Origin of the sequence: uncultured Sulfitobacter sp. (assembly GCF_964021855.1) — a bacterium.
Lineage (GTDB): Bacteria > Pseudomonadota > Alphaproteobacteria > Rhodobacterales > Rhodobacteraceae > Sulfitobacter.
In genome coordinates, this window is record NZ_CAXHZD010000004.1 from 388691 (window position 1) to 404880 (window position 16190).

The following is a 16190-nucleotide window of genomic DNA, read 5'->3' on the forward strand; positions in this document are numbered from 1 at the left end:
AACTCATGCGTATGCCCTCTTGTGCTTCACAGAAGTCGATGTTGTGTTGGATACTCGGTGGGTGATTTCGTCTAAATCGACGATGAGGGCGATTTGACCGTCCCCTAATATTGTTGCCGCCGCGACGAAAGGCACGTGACCATAGTTCGATTCAAGGCTTTTAATAACGACTTGCCGCTGATCCCGGATTTGATCGACGGCAAGCGCGAAAAGCGTTCCTTTCTCATCCTCGACAATAAACAAAATATGTCCGTTGTGGGGGGCGGATCCGCTTTGATATCCAAAGACTTGCCCCAGCTCGATGATAGGAACCATCATATCGCGGACCGCCACCATACGGGAGGACGGGCCGATCTGATGTATTTGCGATGCATCGGGGCGAATGGTTTCAAGGATCGCCGAAATGGGCACCACCAAAGTTTCTTCGCCAACTTCAACGATCATCCCGTCCAGAACCGCGAGTGTAAGCGGCAAGCTTATGGAAATGGTCGTCCCTTTTCCTGGGTGTGAAATGATCGCAACCCGGCCGCCAAGACGGCGGATTTCACTGTTCACCACATCCATCCCGACGCCACGCCCGGACAGATTTGTTACCTCGTCCGCAGTCGAAAACCCCGGCATGAAAAGCAGCCGGTCTATTTCACCATCACTTAACTGGGCGGTCGGGGACACAAGCCCCTTGGCGATGGCCGAGGCCAAAACCTTGTCCCGCTGTACGCCTGCACCGTCGTCGGAGACTTCGATCACCACGCGACCGGACCGATGCGCCGCCGATAGCGTAATGCATCCGGCTTCGTCTTTTCCAGATTGGATCCGCTGTGGTCCCGTTTCAACGCCATGATCCACCGCGTTTCTTAATATGTGCGTCAAAGGATCAACCAAGCGTTCAATCATTATGCGATCTACCTCGGTATCCTCTCCCTCCGCCGCGAACCGCACCTCTTTGCCCGCGATTTGCGCCGTTTCGCGTACAATACGAGCCATCCGCTGGAACAATGGCTTCACCGATTGCGCGCGAATTGCCATGATCCCCTCCTGAATGGTTCTTGTGAGGGATTTGAAATCATCCAGCGTCGCCGTCACCTTTCTGCTGACCACACCGCTGTGTTCCAAAAGCGATTGGGTCATCACCGATTGGGTTATCACCAGCTCCCCAACCAGATTGATCAGCTCATCAACTTGGCCCAAATCGACGCGAACCGTCGATTTATGCGACGCGCGCGGTTTACGTGCCTGCTCTGCCGGACCTGCGGCTAGGCTGTCGGTTTTAGCCTTGATCGACGTATCATCAATCTCGGCCCCTTCGACATCAGCTTCAGCTTCCATCAAGGGCGGCAGAATAACAGCCTCCGTGCCGGTATTGGTTGAAATTTGAAGCTCGGCATATGGCTCCGCAAACTCAAATATCTCGCGAATTTCACGCTCGGACCGATCCGTGGAAAGGCTCAACCGCCATGTTATCGCCGGCTCGCGGTCATCCCACGGCCCATGGCCGCTTAGCTCCACGCGCGCTTTCAGCCGGCCCAGCGTTTCAAGCTCACGAAACAGATGGGCGGGCTCATGCCCGTTTGCATATAACGCGGCCGTCGGCGCGAATGTGATATCGAAAGCGGGGCCTTCCAACTCAATATCGGCGGGCAAAGACCCGTCACCCTCCATCGCGAGCGGTACAAAAGCGGCGAGAAAATCATCCTCAGGCTCTGGCACCAGCGCGGTCTGGGATAGGGCTTTCACCTCGGACATCTGAAGTGCAAGCGCATCCGGATCAGGTTCTGATCCCGCCGCACCTAGCGCGATCAAGTCCGCCAGATAATCTGCTGCGCGGTAAAAAACCGGTATCACTTCACAAGATATTAATAGCTGCCCACCCCGCAATTCATCTAAAATTGATTCATACGCGTGGGCAAACTGTGCAATCGCATCAAGGGAGAATGACGCGGCCCCCCCCTTAATCGAGTGTACCGCGCGAAACATGCTATTGACCTCATCGGGGTCGGGGTTTGACCCGTCGGCGACCGCCTCTAACGCGTTCAAACCATCGGTCAGATCCTCAAGTTGTTCCTCACATTCTTGGAAAAATATTTGGCGTAGTTCAGTAAGGGAGGACATGTTCACAACCTTGCAACGCGACGGATCGCCGAAACCAAACGGGTGTCGTTAAAGGGCTTTACGATCCAACCCGTCGCGCCAACGCTGCGTGCCCGGTCCTTGAGCTCGGGGCTGTTTTCCGTGCTTAGGACAAGAATGGGCACGGATTTATTCCGCCCAGACCCACGGACGGTTTCAATAAACCCAAACCCATCCATAACCGGCATATTTATGTCCGTGATGATCACATCAGGGTTTGCGTCAGCCAGTTTTTGTACGCCATCGGCACCATCTTCTGCCGTCGTGACGAAAAACCCCGCGTCCTCCAAGGTCATGCGCAGCAGATCACGCATCGTCCGGGAATCATCAATCGCCAGAATACTAATGCTCATAGCGGTTGTTCCTCTCCTAGTAATGCGCCAGCCATTCCCAAAAGCCTCAAATCCTCTTTAAAATCTGCGGAGGCTTCAATTTGGAAGCTATGTCCGGACGACAGGCAAAATTGTTGAAAACGCATGAGTATTTCTGCAGCCCGCGCACCAACCGACAGAACCTTTCGACCGTCGATCTTGATGTCTTGGCCGCTGTGATTGGCAAGCAACCGGATCAGGTCGTCTGTCTTGCCAGAGTGCAATCTATCGGGGAGCATTATTGTACAGGCCATCACATCATTTCCCGAAAAACTGAATATCTTCCAAAGACCGATTTGGCGCGTGCTGCGTCAAGACGCCGGTGTCGTCATCATCGACCAATAATTGGCTGACCCGCCCTGTCGTCGGTGTAAAGCGTATCGCCCGCGCCTGCCCCCCGCCCAAGCTGCTTGCGACCACGGGCATGCCTTCAATCTCAAGAAAGCTGATCGCAAACTCGCAATTCTTTGCGCCGATATGGCCCATTCTTCCTGACATTGTCGCGCCGCCAAAAATTTTGGCGCGCAATCGTGATTTTCTGGCCCCAAGCTTCAACAACCCGTTGATCAATATCTCCATCGCGAAAAGCCCGTATCGTTCTGAATGGGTGCCCCCATCCGGCCCCGTCGCGAGCAGGAAGTGGTTCATCCCACCAACACGCGCCACAGGATCGAAAAGGCATGTCGCCACACAGGACCCCAGCAGTGTTTTCAATACTACATCAGGTGCGTCACTAACCTGGAACTCACCTTGGGCGACAAAAAACTCTTGGGTTTGATCAGGCCAAATAGGCGGATCGCTTAGACATAGCGCCATCGAACGATCCTTTCCTGAATGTCCAAGCACATGATCATTATCTGCATCAAAAATCTGTCCATGTGCCCGTGGCCGCGCTCTCAACCGCTTGTTTTACGGGCGGTTTCATACGTTCAATTTTTCCCATTTTTGGCTTCTGGGCCGTTCCGGCGCTGGCTTTGGGTTTGGCAAAATCGACAACCTGCTCCGCCAATTGGAAGTGATAGATGGTTTCCACCAACGCCGCCGCTTCCCGTTTGAGGGCATCACTTGCGGCGGTTGTCTCTTCCAGCCGTGCCGCGTTTTGCTGCGTCGATTGATCAAGCTTCGTGACCGATCCGTTAATTTCTTCTAGGTTCAAAGATTGCTGACTGGCAGAAATCGCGATTTCGGAAACCTGAGTTGAGATATCATGTACAGAGGTTGCGATCTCTTCCAAGGACTTGCCCGTCTCGCCAACCAAATCCACGCCGATTTTTACCTGGGCAACCGACTGCGCGATGAGACCATTGATTTCGGTTGCCGCCTCGGAAGAGCGTTGGGCCAAGGCCCTAACTTCAGAGGCGACAACGGCAAAGCCACGGCCGGCATCTCCGGCTCTGGCCGCCTCGACTCCTGCGTTCAAGGCCAACAGATTGGTCTGAAAAGCGATGTCATCTATGACCTTAACGATCGACGCGACTTTTTTGGAGGAGGTTGAAATCTCATCCATGGCCGTCACTGTTTTCAGGACAACGACACCGCTTTTTTCTGCATTTTTCTTGGCTTCTGCGACGATGGTATCAGCCTTCTGAGCACCTTCAGCGGTGCCACGAACGGCAGCAGTCAGGTCATCCAGAGCGGAGGCCGCCTGCTCCAACGTGGCGGCGGTCCCTTCTGTCCTGCGCGATAATACCTCAGTTGTGCCGCTAATGTCCTGCGATTCATTACGAATGGTCTCAGCCCGGCTGGCGATGCCGCCAAGCGCTTGGCAGAGCTGCCCCACCGCATTGTTATAGTCCTGACGCAACTCTTCAAATCGATCCGCGAAGGGTTCAGATAGGTTCACATGCAAATGACCGTCTCGCAGTCGTTTAAAGGCGACGCGCAGCGTATCAACGACCTTTGCCCGCTCATGGCTCAGCTCGGCACGTTCCCATTGGGCTTGTTCTGCGGCTTGTGTTGCCTCGGTGATGTCACGCCCCAACAAAAACAGACGGTAAGGTTTATTATCGGTGCCAATGACCGATGTAATGCTGCCCTCAACAATGACATCGCTGCCGTCGACGCCGCGGAAAACCATTTTTCCGATAAAAGACCGGCCTTTTTTAAGTTTCGCTACAAGATTTTCCGCGTCCTTTGACATAAGCGACGCCAGTGTCACATTCCCCGGCATGCCTTTGGCCCTGCCAATGGTCGCCGAGAAAATCTTGTTTTCGTCGAGTAATGTCCCTTCCGGTGAAAATTCGGCCCGAAGCTGGGTCGCGTTGATCTCGTTGATCAGTGCGGTGCTTTTCCAGACATCTGTGACGTCTTGCCACTCAAGAACGAAGCCAATTTTGCTCTCCTTATTATCGCGGATCGGCTTGATCTTGAGAGAGATACGGACGTCATCCATTGAAATCGTCGTCGCGAATGCCGCGTCATCATCGGCCCCGATTTCCGCCAACATCTGGCTAGACAGAACGTGAAAAAGCTCTAACGAACGTCCGACCAAATCTTTCGGATCAAAGCCGGAAAACTTGTTTTGAAACTGTGTGATGCGGTTTTGACAAAGCTCTTCAAAAGCCGGGTTAACGGCGAATATCTCTCCTGTTTGGTATGCAAGCAGCAGGGCTGCGGAGGAGTTATTGAACGCTTCACGCTTAAAACTTGCTTCACGGGCCCCATCCGCCGCATCTTCAAGATCGGCGCGCAGATGTTCCACCGCCTTGCCCATCGTTCCAAATTCGTCTTGTCGCGCGGCGCTTACCACCTCTGTCTTGAAATCGCCCTGCCGCAACGCCTCCACGGTTTTTGTTAGTGCAGACATCGGCCTAAGGATGATGCCGTGGAACGCCAAGAAGGTCGCAACCACCGCGATAAGGCCAATAATGCCAGTGGCCATCAAAGATTTCAGCTGGGTGGCCGCCAGAAAATCGGCAAGCGGGTCCGCAGACCAGCGCATTGCAAACGCACCGACGTTTCGGGTTTTTCCATGTATGAGCGGGAAAGCAGCCAGATGGGTCTTTTTCGACACCACATGAGTTTCGGCACCGATAGCGCTGCGGGCGAAATCAGCCAATGCTGCATCTGTGTTCGGACCATATTCAGCGACGATCGCGCCATCAGCACCCACAACCACATAGCTGATAAAGGCGCTTTCACCGCGGTCGTCGAACTGACGGAACAGGCCATCGATATCGGCATATCTTTGGTAGGCAACCGGCGCAGGCAAAGCCGAGGCCAGCAATTGACCGCGATCTTCGGCTTGAGTTCCCAAGGTTTCACTTGCCAGATAGCCCAGTGAGGCCGTCTGCAAAACAAGCAGCGGCAGCACCACAATCGAAATGGAAAGCACAGCAGCGAGTGCAAACTTTGTCGCAACTGAATGCAGAATATTCACGCGTTTTGGCATCGGCATTTTCTGGCTCTCACAAACTCGGAAAATTAGGGAAAGGCGGCGGCATCAATGCCGAAAGTCACTGCGCCAACAGGGGTGCGCATGATCGGGTCAACCAAAGTCATCGAAATCTGCCGCTGATAGGTATTTGCAGATTCATCAAATTCGATTTCACCTTGATGGATCGCACCGGCACCTTGTGGAAACGTCTCAAGGAATTTGGCCTCGTCACCTTGCCAATAATCGCTGGTGACATTGCTGATGGCAGCGTTCAGGCCGGTCGCATCCATCACGATAATTTCGGTAATGCGCCCCCCTGATCCTTCGACCAGCGCGCGCAGATAGGCCGACGCCGCTGCCGACGAGATATGCCCAATAAGTTCCGGCCTGCCGGCCCCGATTTCCGCGCGCCACCGGTCATCTTGGGCCCGTATTTCCTGAGCATCCAAGTTCATATTCCGATAGTTGCTTTTCGCAAGCGCCGCCCAGATCGACCCCTCGTTTTCAAGGTTAACGATCTGCGCCAGAACATATGCCACTGCGTTTTCTTCGGCCGTATTCGCGGCAGATGCGGCCCCACCTACAAAGCCAAAGATCAACGTTATCGCGCGCAATACGGTCAGCACTAGAAAGACCTCTTAATGGTGTGTCGGCCCAAATACCGGCCGGTCCCTTTAAGAGGAAAAGTATTTGCAAGCTGTTAAGCGCAACCACAAGTTCTTGCCGATTTTAGGCAATACAACCTTATATTCCCGGCCAGCATGACCTGACCCAGTCATTGCGCGTGCGGGTCATAACGCTGTCGTTGGTTGCTCAGGTAAGCTCTTTCATCTGAACATTCCGCGCTGCCAGTGGCAGTGCAAACTTGCGCGCCCGTGCCGCGTGCTGCTTAACGATCTCGCGTTGCGTCTTGTTATCGGGAATTGGCCAAGCGGGCGGCACAAGATCGTTCAACAGGCCGCTTTCCTCAAGCTCCAATAGATCGTCGGCAGACAGGCATTTAGCGCTTTCTGCCGATTTGTAGAGGTAAAAGCTTTCAGCGGCGACACCATTGGCGAATATTACCTCGTGGCGATCAAACAGAATATGATAATATGTCACCCCCTTGGCGGGGCAAACGCAGGATATACGCTGGAGCTGTGCCAAATGATGCGCAGCGATCAGCACACGGTCCGTATCAGCAAGTTCGGCTACGGCAGTGGATTCCATCACGATCCGGTGCTGACGCGACACCAGGAGATCCTGTTCGGGAATTCTGGGACCCAATGCGTCGACAGCGATACGGACCGGGCGTAATTTTTCATCGGCGACGATTTCATCATTCGAGAAATACCGGTGCCCGATCCACCGGATCGTTTGCAGCCCGTGTTGCTGGGTCTGTACCCTGTGCCCCACCCTCAAGGCTTCAACCCGGCGTTCCCCGCCCTCGCAGGCAATCATCGTTCCTGCGACGAAACACGGCGGCGGCGTTGATCCACTGTCGCCTAAATCTGATCCGCGGGTCACGACCGGTGTGTCTATGTCCGGCGCGTCCCATTTTATCGTCGCATCGTCGTTTCCCCCACCGGTCCAGACCACGTTTGATTGGTCGACAGCTGTGAAATCGGTGCCCGGTTCAATAATAGACGAGGAATTGATCGTGCTGGCAAAATTTGTATCGTAGGTTTCACCGAACCCACCAATCATGAAGGCCTGTTCGACGGTATCGTAGCCCGATGCGTTCACCGAACTCAGAACAATCCCTTGATACTGCACATTATGGTTGTTGTCATTGAAACCACCGCCGACCACTGTCTGGACATAGACATATTCGCCCGTGGTGGCATCCTGCGTCCACTGAGACTGATCTGTCGGTAAAAGAAAGCTCAGCGTGCCACCATTTACGGTGTCTGTCGCCTCGTTGCCGTTTTCATCAAAGGCCGTAATACGAAGCTGCAAACCGCTAAGAAGGTCCACATATTCATCGGGGCTGATTGCGATCTCAAACCGGTCACCGCCAGATTGTTCAAACTCGGAAATCCGTGCCATTTAATTTCCTTTCGAGTATGTGTTTTCATTCAACAATAAAAACGAGCGGTTTCGATATCTTAGCCATCCTAAAAATGGTCCCTAATGAGATACAATCACGGGAATTTTCGGTCAATTTTTACTCCCCTGACCGCCTCATCGAATTCGCAATCGTGTCATTAATGTAGCTGTTTATATAGGTTTCCGACCAAGTTCCGCCCCTGTATCTACCATAAATTGCGCGATCTATCCACAGGTTTGACATGTATCAAGCCGATGGAATGCGTTGCGGTGGTACAAGGCCTGCATATCCGCATCGGAGCATAGCTATGGCTGATAAGAAAAGTGAAATCGAAGCGACACTTGGGGTTGGCGGCCACCGGCATCCAATTCCGCGTTGGGCTTACTACATCGCGGCCGTGGTCGTCCTTGGGGCCGGCCTATACTGGTGGAATACCGAGGCCGCGACGCGGCGGGCCGTCAGCTATCTGACCGAAGCGGTCAGCCGGGCAGATTTACGCGTTACGGTGACGGCGACAGGCTCTATCGAGCCCACAAACCTGGTCGAGATTTCCTCGGAACTGTCAGGCACGATGAAAAAGGTGTTGGTTGATTACAACGACACGGTGTCGGAAGGACAGCTTTTGGCGCAGCTCGACACGACCCAGCTTGAGGCGCAACTGGCCGTGCAAAAGGCATCCCACGCAGTGGCCGAAGCGCAGGTCGCCAGCGCCAAGGCCAGTCTGTTGGAAGCCGAGTTGAATTACGACACGGTCCGAAAACTGGACGAACGCGGCGTGACCACCCGCACCAACATGAACGCGGCAGAGGCTCAGTTGGCCCGCGCAAAGGCGGATTTGGCCCGTGCCACCGCAAATATGGACCTGACCAAAGCCCAGCTTGACGCCCAACAGGCCGAACTGGACAAGGCCTGTATCTGCTCGCCAATCAAGGGGCTGGTGCTGCAACGCAATGTGGACGAAGGGCAGATCGTGGCCGCCATGCTCTCTGCCCCGATCTTGTTCACCATCGCCGAGGATCTGACCAAGATGGAGCTTCAGGTTGACGTGTCCGAAGCGGATATCGGGCGTGTCGCACCGGGCGAGTTGGCGACATTCACCGTAGACGCCTATGACGATCAGACATTTCCGGCGGTCATCTCAATGGTGCGCTATGCCTCTGAAACAATTGACGGGTTGGTCACCTACAAGGCGATCCTGTCAATCGATAACGCGGCGCTGATGCTGCGCCCCGGCATGACCGCAACGGCGGATATCATCGTCGCTGAACACCAGAACGCGCTTGTGGTGCCCAATGCCGCCCTACGCTTTGCACCCCCGCAGGTGGTGGACGACAGTGACGATGACAAGGCCAAAGGCGGCGGACTGCTGGGGTTGCTTATACCATCCCGCGATGACGCAAACACGGCCGGGTCGACCCGCACCGTTTGGGTGCTCCGCGACGGTGTCGCCATCGAGGTGCCTGTCGAAAAGGGTGACACAGACGGTCAGATGACCCGCATCCTGTCAGGTGATATCGCCGAGGGTGACAGGGTGATCGTCGACATGACCGAGGGCACCTGACGTGGTCGACACCGCACCGCTGATCGAATTCCGTGAGGTTGCCAAAATCTATGGTCAGGGCGAAGCAGAAGTACGCGCCTTGGACGGTGCCAGTTTCAAGATTGACACCGGAGAGTTCGTGGCGATCATGGGGCCTTCGGGGTCGGGAAAATCCACAGCGATGAACTTGATCGGGTGTCTCGACAGCCCCACGTCTGGGGAATACCTGTTTCACGGCGTGCCCGTCGCCAGCCTAAGCCGCGACCAGCGCGCCCTCCTGCGCCGCAGCTATCTGGGCTTTGTCTTTCAAGGCTATAACCTGCTGGCACGCGCCTCAGCGCTTGAGAATGTGGAACTGCCCCTGATCTACAAGGGCGTGGCCCGCGCCGAGCGGAAACAACGCGCGCTGGAGGCGCTGAACAAGGTCGGCCTGAAGGGGCGCGAGCATCATACCCCGTCTGAACTGTCGGGCGGTCAGCAGCAACGTGTGGCCATTGCGCGCGCGCTGATCGGCAACCCTGATGTGATCCTTGCGGATGAACCCACGGGGAACCTTGATACCAAAATGTCGCGCGAAATTATGGAATTGCTCTGCGATCTTAATGATAACGAGGGGATGACGATCATCATGGTCACCCACGAAGAGGACATGGCCGAATATGCCCACCGGTTGATCTGGATGGTCGATGGCAAGGTAGAGCGGGACGGAAAACCAAGCGGCGGAGGCGGCAAACGATGATCTGGGAAACCATACGGCTGGCGGTCCAAGCGATCTTTCGCAACACCATGCGGTCGGTATTGACCGTGCTGGGGATCGTCATCGGCGTCGCCGCCGTCATCGCGATGGTCACAGTGGGCGAAGGGTCGTCCAGTCAGGTGACCGCGGATGTCGAAAAACTGGGTACGAATATTGTGATGATTATGCCCGGCGGCATGGATCAGGGACCCGGCACGCAATCCGTCGCCAAAGCGTTCAAACTGAAAGACGTCGAAGCCCTTGTCGACCAGATCGGCAGCGTCGACACCGCGGCCCCCTATGCGCAAACATCCATGACGGCGATATACGGCCCCGAAAGCACCACAACGCAGGTGGTCGGCACCGACAACCGCTATCTGGATGCTGTTGACTGGCCGCTGGCGATGGGACGCGCATTTCTCAGCACCGAGGAAACGTCGGGCCGGCCCGTCTGCATCATTGGTGAAACCGTGCGCCAGAACCTTTTCGGCAACACCAACCCAATCGGCGAAACGATCCGCCTCAGCTCGCTGACCTGCGAGGTTGTCGGCCTGTTAGAAGCCAAAGGCGCGTCGTCTTTTGGCACGGATCAGGATGATGTGATTGGCCTGCCCATGAAAACCTTTCAGCGCCGCATTTCCGGCAATAGTGATGTTGCGATGATTTTTGTGGCGCTGCGGGACGGCACATCATCCGACCGCGCCATGAGCGAGATCGAAGCGTTGATGCGCGAACGGCGGCGCATCAGCGAAGGCGAAGATGATGATTTCACGGTCATGGATATGAAGCAGATCGCCGAAATGCTGTCTGGTATTACCGACGTACTGACCGGCCTTTTGTCTGCGGTGGCGGCGGTCAGCCTGTTGGTCGGCGGCATCGGCATTATGAATATTATGCTGGTGTCCGTCACCGAACGCACCCGCGAGATTGGCATCCGGCTGGCGGTCGGTGCGCAATCAAGCCAAGTGTTGATGCAGTTTCTGGTCGAGGCCATCGTTCTGTCGGTAATCGGCGGCTTGATTGGCATCATTCTTGGTCTGGTATTGGCTGTCGTTGCCTCAAACCTGATGGCCATCCCGTTCGAGCCAAACCCCGCCGTTGTCGGGGGCGCGTTCCTGTTTTCGGCGGTGGTCGGGGTGATCTTTGGCTATTTCCCCGCGCGGCGTGCGGCAAGGCTGGACCCGATCGAAGCGCTGCGGCACCAATAAGAGCGAAACCCGATTGCGCGCTTCCATCGACCACGGTAGCATCTTATTCAGGCCTTGCTCGGGCCTCCTCCCTCCATCGGGGCAGCATTTCCCATGCAGAGCGGTATGATGTCGAACTGATCCTGTTCGAGCACGCGCATAAGGGGGGATTGCGTCGACCGCTCGAAAGAGGAGGTTCAAGATGAGACTGTCATCACCCATCTACACACTGAAGCGTGAGGCGAAATTGCTGACGCGCGGCACCGAGATCAAACTACACCAAGCGCTTGACCAAGTTGCACGGCGCGAGGGGTTTCAGGACTGGGGACACTTAGCCGCGACCTATGCTAAAACCACGCCAGCCAAGGCCATTCTGCAGCAGCTTGATGCGGGCGACATGGCGCTGATCGCCGCACGCCCCGGCCACGGCAAAACACTGCTGGGGCTGGAGCTGGTCGCCATGGCGGCAAAATCCAACCCGGCGGCGTATTTTTTCACTCTCAGCGACACCGTCCTGGACATACGGGACCGCCTGGACAAGCTTGGCATAGATCCCGACGGGTTCGGCCGGTCCGTCACCATCGACACCTCCGATGATATCTGCGCCGACCATATCATAACCCGCGTCGACAACATGGCGAAGCCTGCGCTGATCCTTGTCGACTACCTGCAACTGCTCGACCAAAAACGCAGCAATCCCCCGCTCGACGCGCAAATTCGTACGCTCAAGGCGTTTGCGACCGCGCAAGGTGCGACCGTCATCCTGCTCTCGCAGATCGACCGACGGTTTGAACTTTCGGTTAAAGGCATGCCAAGCGTGGATGACATCCGGCTGCCCAATCTCGTCGATCTGTCGCTGTTCGACAAAAGATGCTTCCTACATGACGGTGAAATCAAGGTTGAGCAGGCCGCATAACGTGATCCGAACCAGCGTTGCGGGCGTTCTCAACAGCGCCCGCAAAGTGAACCGAGCCAGCTGCGCCTGATAGAACGACGATCTATCCGTCACTCAGCAAATGAATTGACCCCATCAAGCCGATCAACAACCGAATCCGCCCCCGCGGCATACAACCGCTCTGCGTGCCCATCCATGCAGTGCGATCCGCCAGTAAACCCGACGCATGTCATCCCCGCTGATTTCGCAGCAGTGACGCCCGCAACGCTGTCTTCGACCACCATACAACGTGACGGCGACGCACCCATTTTTTGGGCGGCATATAGGAATATATCGGGGTGCGGCTTTCCCCTTTCGACCAGTTTAGTCGAGAAAATATTCGGATAGACCAGCTCGAACATCTCGGTCTCGATCAACCCCAGTGCCAGCTTTGCGGGGGATGATGACGACGCGATGCATTTGGCCGTTTTTAACGACGATAACAGCGTCGCCGCCCCCTCAACCGCTTGCAGTTCAGTCCTGTATTTCGCCAAAACGTCTCGTTTTATGTCGTCCCGAAACCCCGGTGGAAGTGGCTTACCGATCTCGGACATCAATTCGGCATCAACGGCTTCGTCGGGCATACCGGTAAAGCGCGCTGCAATCTCGTTATGCGTAATCGCATACCCCAAACGGGTGTAAGCCTCGGCATTTGCGCCGGATGAAATCAATTCACTGTCCAAAAGAACCCCGTCACAGTCAAAGATTACCAGATCAAATTTCGACATACGGGCCATAGCCTCCTTGGGGGTAATTTCGCGCTGACGATAGCTGACAGAAACTAGACCACAAGGGCACCGCCCGCCTCTTTAGCCTGCCCTCAGTTCCGATCTTGATTTTTGTTACTTTATAAAATAATAATTCCCCCAACGATGGAGGTCGACCGATGAGAAAGCGCGCAGCCACCCGGCAATCAGACGTTCTAACGGTACTGAATGCATCCAACAGACCCATGACCGCCTATCAAATTCTTGAACAACTTCAAGTAAGTGAACCCGACATTGCGCCACCTACGGTGTATCGCACGCTGTCTGCCCTGACCGATCAGGGCCAAGCGCACCGGCTGGAATCAATCAAGGCGTTTGTGCCGTGTCGCTGTAACCACGTCGAAAGCGTACCCGTCCTTGCCATCTGCGAAGACTGCGGATCGGTCGAGGAACATGATGGAAGCGATCTTTTGCCGACACTCACGCGCCTCACGGATCAAAGCGCCTTTCGGGCCGCGCGCCATATTGTTGAAATTCATGGGCAATGCGGCACCTGCGCAGACTGACCTCTCTTACTCAAACACGGATAGATCATGAAACAAGCACTCTCCCTTATCGCGCTCGTCGCAGCCCTGCCCGCCCTTGCCGAACAATCCCGCCAGCTTGACGCCCATGAACATGGCGTCGGCACGTTGGACATCGCGATTGAAGGCAGAACCGTCGGCATGGCTTTTGAAGCACCGGGCGCGGATATCGTCGGGTTTGAATACGCAGCAACAAGCGACGCCGATCTGGCGACGATTGCGCGGGCGCTCGCCACACTCAGCGCGCCGCTTGATCTGTTTGTGATGCCTGACGCGGCGGGCTGTACTGTGGTCGAGGCCAAGGCCGAGCTTGAAGGCGAAGATGGGCATGGTGAGCACCCTGAGCATGACGAAGAGCATCATGATGATCACGATGACGATGATCATGAAGAGCACGCCGAGCATGATCATGACGACCATGGTCACGACGGTCATGCGGATCACGCCGATGACGCCGGTCACACGGCGTTCCATGCCACCTACAGATTGACCTGCGACACGCCCGACGCGCTAACCGCCATCAACTTTGCCTATTTTGAAACCTTCCCCAACGCACAAGAGGTCGAGGTACAGATCATCACCGGATCAGGCGCACAGGCCTTTGAAGTCGAACGCGCAGCCCCCCTGCTTGATCTGGGGCGTTAACCAAATTGTCTGACGCGGTTCTCGAACTCTCTGACGTTTCCTATCGCTGGCCGGGGCGGGCTGGCTTTGCGCTGGCCGTGCCCCACTTTAGGATCGCAAAGGGTGAATCCGTGTTGCTGCTGGGCGAAAGCGGGTCGGGAAAATCGACGCTGTTGTCGCTGATCTGCGGAACGATTGTGCCGGATCGGGGCAAGGTCAACATCGCAGGGCGCAACATCACCATGTTGTCAGGCGGGGCCCGCGACAAATACCGCGCCGAACATATCGGCGTGATTTTTCAGCAGTTTAACCTGCTGCCCTTTGGGTCGGTTGCCGATAACATCTTGCTGCCCCTCCGCTTTGCCCCGGCCCGGCGCAAAGGCGTGCATGACCCCGCAGCTGCGGCTGCTGCGCTTTGTAGCGCCCTTGGGTTGCCCGACGGTGTCTTGGGCACGAAAGCCACAGCGCTAAGCGTCGGACAGCAACAACGGGTCGCCGTGGCACGCGCACTGATTGGCCAGCCCCCACTGATCATTGCCGATGAACCAACCTCGGCGTTGGATGCCACCAGCCAGGCAGCCTTTCTTGATCTGCTGTTTGCCCAGACCGAAGCGCATGAAACAACGCTGTTGATGGTCAGTCATGATCCCCGCCTTGGCGCGCGGTTTGACCGGGTGATCAACATGGAAGACATCGCCCATGCCGAAAGGACGGTCGCATGATCTTCCGTCTCGCCATTGCCTCGCTTTTTGCGCGTGCGCTGACCGTTGGTATGACCATCCTCGCCATCGCTTTGTCCGTGGCGCTGTTCCTTGGTGTTGAAAAGATACGCACCGGGGCCAAGGCCAGCTTTGCCGATACAATCTCGGGCACTGATTTGATCGTTGGCGCGCGATCAGGGGCGGTTCAACTGCTGCTGTATTCAGTCTTTCGGATTGGCAATGCCACCAACAATGTGACGTGGGAAAGCTATCAGGACATTGCGGCGCGCCCTGATGTCGATTGGATCGTGCCAATCTCGCTGGGGGACAGCCATCGCCAGTTCCGCGTGATGGGCACCACCCAAGCCTTTTTCGAGCATTACAAATACCGGCAAGGCCGATCGCTGGAAGTGGCAGATGGTGTCATCATGGATGATCTTTTTGACACCGTCATTGGTTCCGATGTCGCCGCAACACTGGGCTATCGCATTGGGGACCCTATCGTCGTGGCGCACGGGCTGGCGTCCTTTACCCAGCACAAGGATCAACCGTTTCGCGTGTCTGGTATTCTGGCCAAGACCGGCACACCCGTTGACCGCACCGTGATTGTCAGCATGGAAGCAATCGAAGCGATCCACGTAGACTGGCAAAGCGGCGCGCAGGTGCCCGGCAGGTCAACGCCAGCCGATGTGATCCGCGAGATGGACCTGGCCCCGAAATCGGTGACCGCCGCGCTGATCGGGGTGGAAAGCCCCTTGCAAACCTTTGCGCTGCAACGCGCCATCAATGAATATCCCCAAGAACCATTGCTTGCCATCTTGCCCGGCGTCGCCCTGCAAGAACTGTGGGGGATTGTCGGCATTGCAGAAACCGCCCTGCTTGCGGTGTCGGCCATGGTGGTCGTCACTGCGCTGATCGGGATGATGGCCACGATTTTTTCCAGCCTGAACGAGCGTCGCCGCGAGATGGCAATCTTTCGGGCCATGGGCGCGCGGCCCTTTACGATCCTCAGCATGCTTGTGCTCGAGGCGATGGTGATGGCGGCCGTTGGGGCCATGCTTGGTCTGGTGTTCTTGTATGTCGGGCTGACCATAGCGCAGCCGATCCTCGACGCGTCTTTCGGGTTGTGGCTCCCGATTGAAGCACCGACGCTGCGCGAGCTTTGGGTGATCATCGGCGTCATCTGCGCTGGCGCAATCGTGAGCCTTTTGCCCGCGTTGAGGGCTTACAGAATGTCTGTTGCTGATGGTATGATGGTCAAAACCTGATACTCA

General features: G+C 56.0%; 16 protein-coding genes. 8 read left to right on the forward strand and 8 right to left on the reverse strand.

Going from position 1 to position 16190, the window contains the following annotated elements; all coding sequences use genetic code 11:
* Positions 1 to 3 precede the first annotated feature (3 nt).
* The 7 genes from AADJ11_RS15350 to AADJ11_RS15380 form a co-directional block, all read right to left on the reverse strand.
* Entirely contained in the window at positions 4 to 2109 is a 2106-nt protein-coding gene (locus AADJ11_RS15350; RefSeq protein WP_341235388.1) for a chemotaxis protein CheA, read from the reverse strand.
* A 2-nt stretch (positions 2110 to 2111) separates the two neighbouring features.
* Positions 2112 to 2480: a response regulator gene (locus AADJ11_RS15355; protein ID WP_341235389.1), complete on the reverse strand. Its 369-nt coding sequence runs from the start codon at positions 2478 to 2480 to the stop codon at positions 2112 to 2114.
* Complete coding sequence (locus AADJ11_RS15360) at positions 2477 to 2752, reverse strand: hypothetical protein (protein WP_341235390.1); 276 nt, start codon at positions 2750 to 2752, stop codon at positions 2477 to 2479. The genes AADJ11_RS15355 and AADJ11_RS15360 overlap by 4 nt, the downstream gene beginning before the upstream one ends.
* A 4-nt stretch (positions 2753 to 2756) precedes the next feature.
* Positions 2757 to 3314 (reverse strand): chemotaxis protein CheD, encoded by a 558-nt coding sequence (locus tag AADJ11_RS15365; RefSeq protein ID WP_341235391.1) that lies wholly within the window; start codon positions 3312 to 3314, stop codon positions 2757 to 2759.
* A gap of 46 nt (positions 3315 to 3360) precedes the next feature.
* Positions 3361 to 5895, reverse strand: a complete 2535-nt coding sequence (locus tag AADJ11_RS15370; RefSeq protein ID WP_341235392.1) for a methyl-accepting chemotaxis protein — start codon at positions 5893 to 5895, stop codon at positions 3361 to 3363.
* Positions 5896 to 5921: 26 nt separating this feature from the next.
* Entirely contained in the window at positions 5922 to 6500 is a 579-nt protein-coding gene (locus AADJ11_RS15375) for a hypothetical protein (RefSeq protein ID WP_341235393.1), read from the reverse strand.
* A 187-nt stretch (positions 6501 to 6687) separates the two neighbouring features.
* Positions 6688 to 7902 carry a Hint domain-containing protein gene (locus AADJ11_RS15380; protein ID WP_341235394.1) on the reverse strand — a complete coding sequence of 405 codons (1215 nt, stop codon included), beginning with the start codon at positions 7900 to 7902 and terminating at the stop codon, positions 6688 to 6690.
* 308 nt (positions 7903 to 8210) lie between these two features.
* Between AADJ11_RS15380 and AADJ11_RS15385 the strand changes: the two genes are divergently transcribed.
* The 4 genes from AADJ11_RS15385 to AADJ11_RS15400 all read left to right on the forward strand — a co-directional run bounded on the left by AADJ11_RS15385 (position 8211) and on the right by AADJ11_RS15400 (position 12282).
* A complete protein-coding gene (locus AADJ11_RS15385; RefSeq protein ID WP_341235395.1) occupies positions 8211 to 9464 on the forward strand; it encodes an efflux RND transporter periplasmic adaptor subunit in 1254 nt (417 codons plus the stop codon).
* 1 nt (position 9465) lies between these two features.
* Complete coding sequence (locus AADJ11_RS15390) at positions 9466 to 10182, forward strand: ABC transporter ATP-binding protein (RefSeq protein ID WP_341235396.1); 717 nt, start codon at positions 9466 to 9468, stop codon at positions 10180 to 10182.
* Positions 10179 to 11387 carry an ABC transporter permease gene (locus tag AADJ11_RS15395; RefSeq protein WP_341235397.1) on the forward strand — a complete coding sequence of 403 codons (1209 nt, stop codon included), beginning with the start codon at positions 10179 to 10181 and terminating at the stop codon, positions 11385 to 11387. Before AADJ11_RS15390 ends, AADJ11_RS15395 begins: the two co-directional genes overlap by 4 nt.
* A gap of 181 nt (positions 11388 to 11568) precedes the next feature.
* Entirely contained in the window at positions 11569 to 12282 is a 714-nt protein-coding gene (locus AADJ11_RS15400; RefSeq protein ID WP_341235398.1) for a DNA helicase, read from the forward strand.
* A gap of 89 nt (positions 12283 to 12371) precedes the next feature.
* Here the strand turns inward: AADJ11_RS15400 and AADJ11_RS15405 are convergent, their stop codons facing one another.
* On the reverse strand, positions 12372 to 13037 hold the full coding sequence (locus AADJ11_RS15405; protein ID WP_341235399.1) for an HAD family phosphatase: 666 nt from the start codon (positions 13035 to 13037) through the stop codon (positions 12372 to 12374).
* 149 nt (positions 13038 to 13186) lie between these two features.
* Here AADJ11_RS15405 and AADJ11_RS15410 point away from each other — a divergent pair, with 149 nt between their 5' ends.
* From AADJ11_RS15410 to AADJ11_RS15425, 4 genes are read left to right on the forward strand one after another with little or no spacing between them, the layout of a single operon-like run.
* Positions 13187 to 13573 (forward strand): Fur family transcriptional regulator, encoded by a 387-nt coding sequence (locus tag AADJ11_RS15410; RefSeq protein WP_341235400.1) that lies wholly within the window; start codon positions 13187 to 13189, stop codon positions 13571 to 13573.
* Positions 13574 to 13600: 27 nt separating this feature from the next.
* Positions 13601 to 14236, forward strand: a complete 636-nt coding sequence (locus AADJ11_RS15415; protein WP_341235401.1) for a DUF2796 domain-containing protein — start codon at positions 13601 to 13603, stop codon at positions 14234 to 14236.
* Between the two features lie 5 nt (positions 14237 to 14241).
* Positions 14242 to 14937 (forward strand): ABC transporter ATP-binding protein, encoded by a 696-nt coding sequence (locus AADJ11_RS15420; protein ID WP_341235402.1) that lies wholly within the window; start codon positions 14242 to 14244, stop codon positions 14935 to 14937.
* Complete coding sequence (locus AADJ11_RS15425; RefSeq protein WP_341235403.1) at positions 14934 to 16184, forward strand: ABC transporter permease; 1251 nt, start codon at positions 14934 to 14936, stop codon at positions 16182 to 16184. The genes AADJ11_RS15420 and AADJ11_RS15425 overlap by 4 nt, the downstream gene beginning before the upstream one ends.
* Positions 16185 to 16190: the final 6 nt, after the last annotated feature.